The 6,604-nt window shown below is 74.5% G+C and carries 7 protein-coding genes and 1 pseudogene; 1 reads left to right on the forward strand and 7 read right to left on the reverse strand.

Annotated elements, in window-relative coordinates; genetic code table 11:
* Positions 1–351 (forward strand): annotated as a pseudogene (locus tag VIG76_RS11260) (hypothetical protein); the annotation flags it as partial.
* 132 nt (positions 352–483) lie between these two features.
* On the opposite strand, the gene der reads toward VIG76_RS11260, so the two are convergent.
* From der to VIG76_RS11295, 7 genes are all read right to left on the reverse strand, one after another.
* Complete coding sequence (gene der, locus VIG76_RS11265) at positions 484–1,989, reverse strand: ribosome biogenesis GTPase Der (RefSeq protein ID WP_331954144.1); 1,506 nt, start codon at positions 1,987–1,989, stop codon at positions 484–486.
* Entirely contained in the window at positions 1,986–2,648 is a 663-nt protein-coding gene (gene cmk, locus VIG76_RS11270; RefSeq protein WP_331954146.1) for a (d)CMP kinase, read from the reverse strand. The genes der and cmk overlap by 4 nt, the downstream gene beginning before the upstream one ends.
* The gene (locus VIG76_RS11275) at positions 2,645–3,724 is read right to left on the reverse strand and encodes a prephenate dehydrogenase (protein WP_331954148.1); all 1,080 of its coding nucleotides are present in this window, start codon (positions 3,722–3,724) and stop codon (positions 2,645–2,647) included. The genes cmk and VIG76_RS11275 overlap by 4 nt, the downstream gene beginning before the upstream one ends.
* 11 nt (positions 3,725–3,735) lie before the next feature.
* The gene (locus tag VIG76_RS11280; RefSeq protein WP_331954150.1) at positions 3,736–4,506 is read right to left on the reverse strand and encodes a pseudouridine synthase; all 771 of its coding nucleotides are present in this window, start codon (positions 4,504–4,506) and stop codon (positions 3,736–3,738) included.
* A complete protein-coding gene (scpB, locus tag VIG76_RS11285; RefSeq protein WP_331954152.1) occupies positions 4,496–5,185 on the reverse strand; it encodes an SMC-Scp complex subunit ScpB in 690 nt (229 codons plus the stop codon). Before scpB ends, VIG76_RS11280 begins: the two co-directional genes overlap by 11 nt.
* Positions 5,182–5,973 carry a segregation and condensation protein A gene (locus VIG76_RS11290; RefSeq protein WP_331954154.1) on the reverse strand — a complete coding sequence of 264 codons (792 nt, stop codon included), beginning with the start codon at positions 5,971–5,973 and terminating at the stop codon, positions 5,182–5,184. The genes scpB and VIG76_RS11290 overlap by 4 nt, the downstream gene beginning before the upstream one ends.
* On the reverse strand, positions 5,970–6,604 hold a 635-nt coding region (locus VIG76_RS11295; protein WP_331954156.1), incomplete at its 5' end, for a ParA family protein. The genes VIG76_RS11290 and VIG76_RS11295, both read right to left, overlap by 4 nt.

Below are 6,604 nucleotides of genomic sequence, written 5' to 3' on the forward strand. Positions count from 1 at the left end.
CTGGCGGCCGGCGCCATCAACCCGGCGCTCGCGACCGCGCAGTACGCCGCCATCCCGGAGCGCCTGCTCGCCCGCGCCCTCGCCGCGGTGAACGCGATCGCCTGGGCCGGCATCCCGCTCGGCGCGCTGCTGGCCGGTGCGGTGGTGAACCTGGTGGGGCTCGTGCCGACCCTGCTCGTCCTCGGCGCCGTCTACGGCCTCGTCACGCTCGACCCGTTCCTCCGCCGCAGCTGGCGCGCGATGGACCGCGATGCCGGAGTGCCCGCGACCGAGTCGTCATCCCCGCGCCGAGCAGATGGGGACTGCGCAAACGACGGAGTTCCTGCGCCAGAACGCCTCCGATCCGCATGAACCGTGGCGGAGCAGCCCGTTGCTCCGTCGTTTGCGCAGACCGACGCGCGCAGCGGCTGGAGTGGCGCTGGTGGTCGCAGTTCGCGCCGCCGGCGCGCTGCTGCTGGCGGCCACAACTGCGACCACGAGCGCTCAGGAGCGGGAGCGGCGCTCCCGGACCCGCATGTTCACGACGATCGGGCTGCCCTCGAAGCCGAACAGCTCGCGGAGCCGCCGCTGGATGTAGCGGCGGTAGCCGGGGTCGAGGAACCCGGTCGTGAACAGCACGAACGTCGGCGGGCGGGTGCTCGCTTGCGTGCCGAACAGGATCCGCGGCTGCTTGCCGCCGCGCACCGGGTGCGGATGGGCGGCGACGAGCTCGGCGAGGAACGCGTTGAAGCGGCCCGTCGGGATGCGGGTGTCCCACGACTGGAGCGCGGTCTCGAGCGCGGGCACGAGCTTCTCGAGGTGGCGGCCTGTCCGCGCGGAGATGTTCACGCGCGGAGCCCAGGAGACGTGCCCGAGGTCCTGCTCGATCTCGCGCTCGAGGTAGCGGCGGCGGTCGTCGTCGAGGAGGTCCCACTTGTTGTAGGCGAGCACGAGCGCCCGGCCCGACTCGAGCACGAGGTCGACGATCCGCACGTCCTGCTCGCTGATCGGCTGCGAGACGTCGAGCACGACGACGGCGACCTCCGCGCGCTCGAGCGCGGCCTGGGTGCGGAGCGACGCGTAGAAGTCGGCGCCCTGCGACAGGTGCGTGCGGCGGCGGATGCCCGCGGTGTCGACGAAGCGCCACACGCGGCCGCCGAGCTCGATCTGCTCGTCGACCGGGTCGCGGGTGGTGCCGGCGACGTCGGAGACGACGACCCGGTCCTCCTGCGCCGCCTTGTTCAGCAGGCTCGACTTGCCGACGTTCGGCCGGCCGACGATCGCGACGCGGCGCGGGCCGCCGAGCTCGGGCCGCGCGACCGCGGACTCGAGCGGCAGCACCTTCATCACGTCGTCCAGCAGGTCCGCGACGCCGCGGCCGTGCAGCGCGGAGACGGGCCACGGCTCACCGAGGCCGAGCGACCAGAGCTCGGCCACGAGCGGCTCGAGGCGGTCGCCGTCGACCTTGTTCGCGACCAGGCGGACCGGCTTGCGGCCGGCCCGGAGCATCCGCACGACCCGCTCGTCGGTCGCCGTCGCGCCGACGGTCGCGTCGACCACGAACAGCACGGCGTCGGCGAGCTCGACCGCGATCTCGGCCTGCGCCGCCACCGCGGCGTCGAGGCCGGAGGCGTCGGGCTCCCAGCCGCCGGTGTCGACGAGCGTGAACTCGCGGCCCTCCCACTCGGCGCGGTAGGTGACGCGGTCCCGGGTGACACCCGGCACGTCCTCGACGACCGCCGCGCGGCGGCCCAGGATACGGTTCACGAGCGCGGACTTGCCCACGTTCGGCCGGCCCACGATCGCGAGCACCGGCAGCGCGGGGGTCGCACCGAGCTCGTCATCGCCGATCTCGACGCCCTCGAGGAAGGCGCGGTCCTCCTCGTCGAGCTCGTACTCGGCGAGCCCGGCGCGCAGGGCAGCGGCGCGGCGCTCCGCGGCCGCGTCGTCGACGGCGGCGAGCCGCTCGCCGAGGTCGTCGTTCTCGAACTCGAGGTCGTCATCAGTCATCGGGGCACCCGTTCCAGCACGAGGCCGACGAGGGCCTCGACGGTGCCGTCGAAGTCCAGGTCGGTCGAGTCGAGGGTCGTCACCCCGTCCGCCGCTTCCAGGAAATCGACGACCTGTGAGTCCTTCGCGTCGCGCTCCGCGATCGCCCGCGCCACGGTCTCGTGGTGCAGGTCGGGCAGCTGCCGGGCGCGCCGCGCGGCGCGCACCTCGGGGCTCGCGGTGAGCAGCACCCGCACGTCCGCGTCCGGGGCGACGACGGTGGTGATGTCGCGGCCCTCGACGACGACGCCGGGGTCGGCGGCGGCCAGCCGCTGACGGAACCCCACGTTCAGCGCCTCGCGCACGGCGGCCACGCGGGCGACGCCGCTCACGGCGGAGGTCACGCGCGGCTCGCGGATGGCGTCGGTCACGTCCGCGCCGCCGACCCGCACCCAGTGCTCGGCCGGGTCGTCCGCGCTCTCGAACCGGAAGCCGTCGAGCGCCCGCACCACGTCCTCCGGATGCTCCGGGTTCCCGCCGTGCTCGAGCACGCTCCAGGCGAGGGCGCGGTAGGCCGCGCCCGTGTCGAGGAACGCGAAGCCCAGCTTCGCCGCCGCCGCGCGGCTCACGCTCGACTTGCCGCTGCCCGCCGGCCCGTCCACCGCCACCACCGTGCTCATCCCGCCACCCGCCATCCGCGCTGCTGAAGATCCGCCTCGAGTCCCGCCGCCGCCTCCGGCGCGACCTGCACCTCGACGATGCCGATCGGGGCGCCCGGCGAGTGCTCGAGGCGCAGGTCCTCGAGGTTCACGCCGAGCTCGCCGATCTCGCCGAGCAGGCGGGCGAGCTGGCCGGGGGTGTCGTCGATGAGCACCACGAGGGAGGCGAGCTTGAGGTCGGCGCCGTGCTTGCCGGGGATGCGCTGCACCCCGGCGTTGCCCGCGGCGAGCAGGTCGGCGATGGCGCGCTGCGCGCCCGCGGCGTCCGGGTCGTCCAGCGCCTCGAGCACCGCGTCGAGGTCGTCGCGGAGGTCGGACAGCACGGGCACGATGCGGTCCGCGTTCGCCGACAGGATCTGCACCCAGAGCGCCGGGTCGCTGGCGGCGATCCGGGTGGTGTCGCGGAGGCCCTGCCCGGCGAGGTCGGTCGCGTGGGCGGGCGCGTCGACGAGCCGCGCGGCGAGCAGGCTGGCGACGAGCTGGGGCGCGTGCGAGACGACCGCGACGGCGTCGTCGTGCCGCTCGACGGGCAGCCGGACCGGCGTCGCGCCGAGGTCCAGGGCGAGCGCCTCGAGCACAGCGGCCTGCTCGGTGGTGCTCGCCTCGTGCGGCGTGATGACCCACGGCCGGCCGAGGAAGAGGTCCGCGCGGGCGGCGATCGGGCCGCTGCGCTCGCGGCCGGCCATCGGATGCGAGCCGAGGTACCGCTCGACGGGCGCGCCCTCGGCGAGCAGCCGGTGCAGCGGCGCGCTCTTCACGCTGGCCACATCGGTGACGAGCGCCGACGGCCAGGCGGCCAGCTCGGCGGCGACGACCTCCGCGGTGCGGTCGGGCGGGACCGCCACGACGACGAGCGCCGGCCGGTCGTCGGCCGAGGCCCTGCGTCCGGCACCGTAGTCGACGGCCAGCGCGAGCGTCGACGGCGACGCGTCGGTGAGGGCGACGTCGACACCTTGCGCGGCGAGACCGAGCCCGATGGACGTGCCGAGCAGGCCGGTACCGACGACGCGGACCTGCCCCGAAGTACGGGCGGACACGGGAGACGAGCCTACCGGGCGGGGCGCGCGGGTCCCCGCCGGGCGAGGGTGAGCACCGCGCCGAGCTCGGCGGACGTGAGATCCCTGGTGGCGCCCACCTTCAGGTCGCCGAGCGCCAGCGGGCCGAAGCGGCGTCGGACGAGCTCCTGCACGGGGTGGCCGACCTCGTCGAACATGCGCCGCACGATCCGGTTGCGCCCGGAGTGCAGCACCACCTCGACGAGGGTGGCGTCCGCGCTCGAGCCGCCCGGCAGGATCCGCGCCCGGTCCGCGGCGATCGGCCCGTCCTCGAGCTCGAGGCCGTCGGTGAGCCGGGCGAGGGTCTTCGGGAGCACCTTCCCGGCGACGCGGGCGACGTAGGTCTTCGTCACGCCGAACGACGGATGCGCGAGCACGTTCGCGACGTCGCCGTCGTTCGTGAGCAGCAGCAGGCCCGACGTGTCCGCGTCGAGGCGGCCGACGTTGAAGAGCCGCTCCTCGAACTGCGAGGTCCAGCGGGTGAGGTCGGGGCGGCCGTGCTCGTCCTTCAGCGTGCTGACGATGCCGGTCGGCTTGTTCAGCATCACGTAGCGGCGGGTGGGGTCGATCTGCACGGCCTCGCCGTCGACCGCCACGTGGTCGGCCGCCGGGTCGACCCGGCTGCCGGGCTCGGTCACGACGCGCCCGTTCACCCGGACGCGCCCCGCGGCGATCATGTCCTCGGCGACGCGGCGCGAGGCGACGCCGGCTGCGGCGAGCACCTTCTGGAGCCGCACGCCGTCGGTCGACAGCTCATCCGGCATGCTCGTGCGCCCCCTCCGCGCCGGCGAGCAGCGGCGCGATCGGCGGCAGCTCGTCGATCGAGCGGATGCCGAGCGCGACGAGCAGGTCGTCGGTCGTGCCGTAGAGCACCGCGCCGGTCTCCTCGGAGCGGCCGACCTCCTCGATCAGGCCCCGCGCGTGCAGGGTGCGGATGACCGAGTCGACCGACACCGCGCGGATGGCCGCGACCTGGCCGCGGCTGACGGGCTGCCGGTACGCGATGACGGCGAGGGTCTCGAGGGCCGCCTGGCTGAGGCGGCCGGGCGACTCCGCCTCGGCGAGCGCCCGCACGGCCTCGTCGTGCTCGATCCGGGAGTAGAGCCGCCAGCCGGTCGCGACCTCACGGAGCTCGAAGCCGCGGCGGCGGCCACCGGCGCGGCCCTCGTAGTCGTCGCGGATCCGCTCCACGGCCTGGCGCACGACCGCGACCGGCCGATCGACCGCGGTCGCGATGGTGGTCAGCGGCAGGGGCGCGTCGGCCACGAGCAGCAGCGCCTCGATGCGGGCGTCGAGGTCGGCGAGGTGCGACGGCGTTGCCGGCGCTCCGGGGACCTCGACCGGCACCGACGTCGCCTCGGCGTCGCCGACATCCGGCTCACCCAGGCCGATGCCGGCGAGCAGCAGCGCCACGGGCTCCCGCGGTGGTCGGCGGTCGGTCATTCGAGGTCTCCGAGTCGGTCGAGCATGGTCTCGTCCCAGTCTGGCGCGCTCCAGCGCAGCAGGAGTGCCCCGAGCGGCTCCAGCTGCTCGAAGCCGACCGCGCCCTGGCGGTAGAGCTCGAGCACGGCGAGGAACCGGGCGACGACGACGTGCCGGTCCGTGGCGTCGGCGGTGAGCTCGACGAAGGAGAGGCCGCCGCCGCGGCGGAGGCGTGCGACGACGTTCGCGGCCTCGGCGCGGAGGCTCACGACGGGCGCGTGGAGGTGGCCGAGGCCGACCGACGGCGGGATCCCCTCGGCCAGGGCGCTCGCGGCGAGGGCCGCGAAGGCGGCCAGGTCGAGCGGCACGTCGGGCGGCGGCACCGGCGGCCGGTGCCGGTCCTCGAGCTCGCCGCGGCGCGGATGCCGTGCCGCCTCGAGCTCGAGCGCATCCGCGAACCAGGCGGTCGCCTCCTTGTAGGCGCGGTACTGCAGCAGCCGGGCGAAGAGCAGGTCGCGGGCCTCGAGCAGCGCGGCGCCCTCGGCGTCGACGACCTCGCCCTGCGGTAGCAGGCCGGCGATCTTCAGGTCGAGCAGCGTCGCACCCACCACGAGGAACCCGCTCGCCTGGTCGAGGTCCAGGTCGTCCCCGAGCTCGGCGAGGTGCGCGAGGAACTCGTCGGTGACCGCGGACAGCGCGAGCTCGGTGATCTCGAGCTCGTGCCTACCGATCAGGTCGAGCAGCAGGTCGAAGGGGCCGTCGAACTGGCCGATCCGGACCCGGAAGCCGCCGTCGTGCGGTTCGGTCAAGCCATCGCGCCGCGCGCCACCAGCTCGCAGGCGAGCTGCCGGTATGCGTGCGCGGCGCTGTGCTCCGGCGCGTACTCGAGGATCGGCTCGCGGGCGACGGAGGCGTCCGGGAACTTCACGGTGCGGCTGATCACCGTCTCGAGCACCTGGTCCTCGAAGGCCTCGACCACGCGGTCGAGCACCTCGCGGGAGTGCAGCGTGCGGGGATCGAACATCGTGCCGACGATGCCGTCGAGCTCGATCGCGGGGTTGAGCCGGTCACGCACCTTCTCGATCGTCTCGACGAGCAGCGCGACGCCGCGCAGCGCGAAGTACTCGCACGCGAGCGGGATGACGACGCCGTGGGCCGCGGTGAGCGCGTTGACGGTGAGGAGGCCGAGCGAGGGCTGGCAGTCGATGAGGACGATGTCGTAGTCGTCGGTCACGCGGCGCAGCACCCGGGCGAGGCTCTGCTCGCGGGCGACCTCGTTGACGAGGTGCACCTCCGCCGCCGACAGGTCGATGTTGGCCGGGATGATGTCGAGGCCCTCGATCTGCGTGTGCTGGATCGCCACGCGCGGATCGGTCCTCGACGAGCCGAGCAGCAGCTCGTAGATCGTCGGGACGTCGTCCGTCTGCACCTTGAAGTTGG

It is taken from the genome of Amnibacterium sp. (assembly GCF_036559085.1).
GTDB lineage: Bacteria > Actinomycetota > Actinomycetes > Actinomycetales > Microbacteriaceae > Amnibacterium.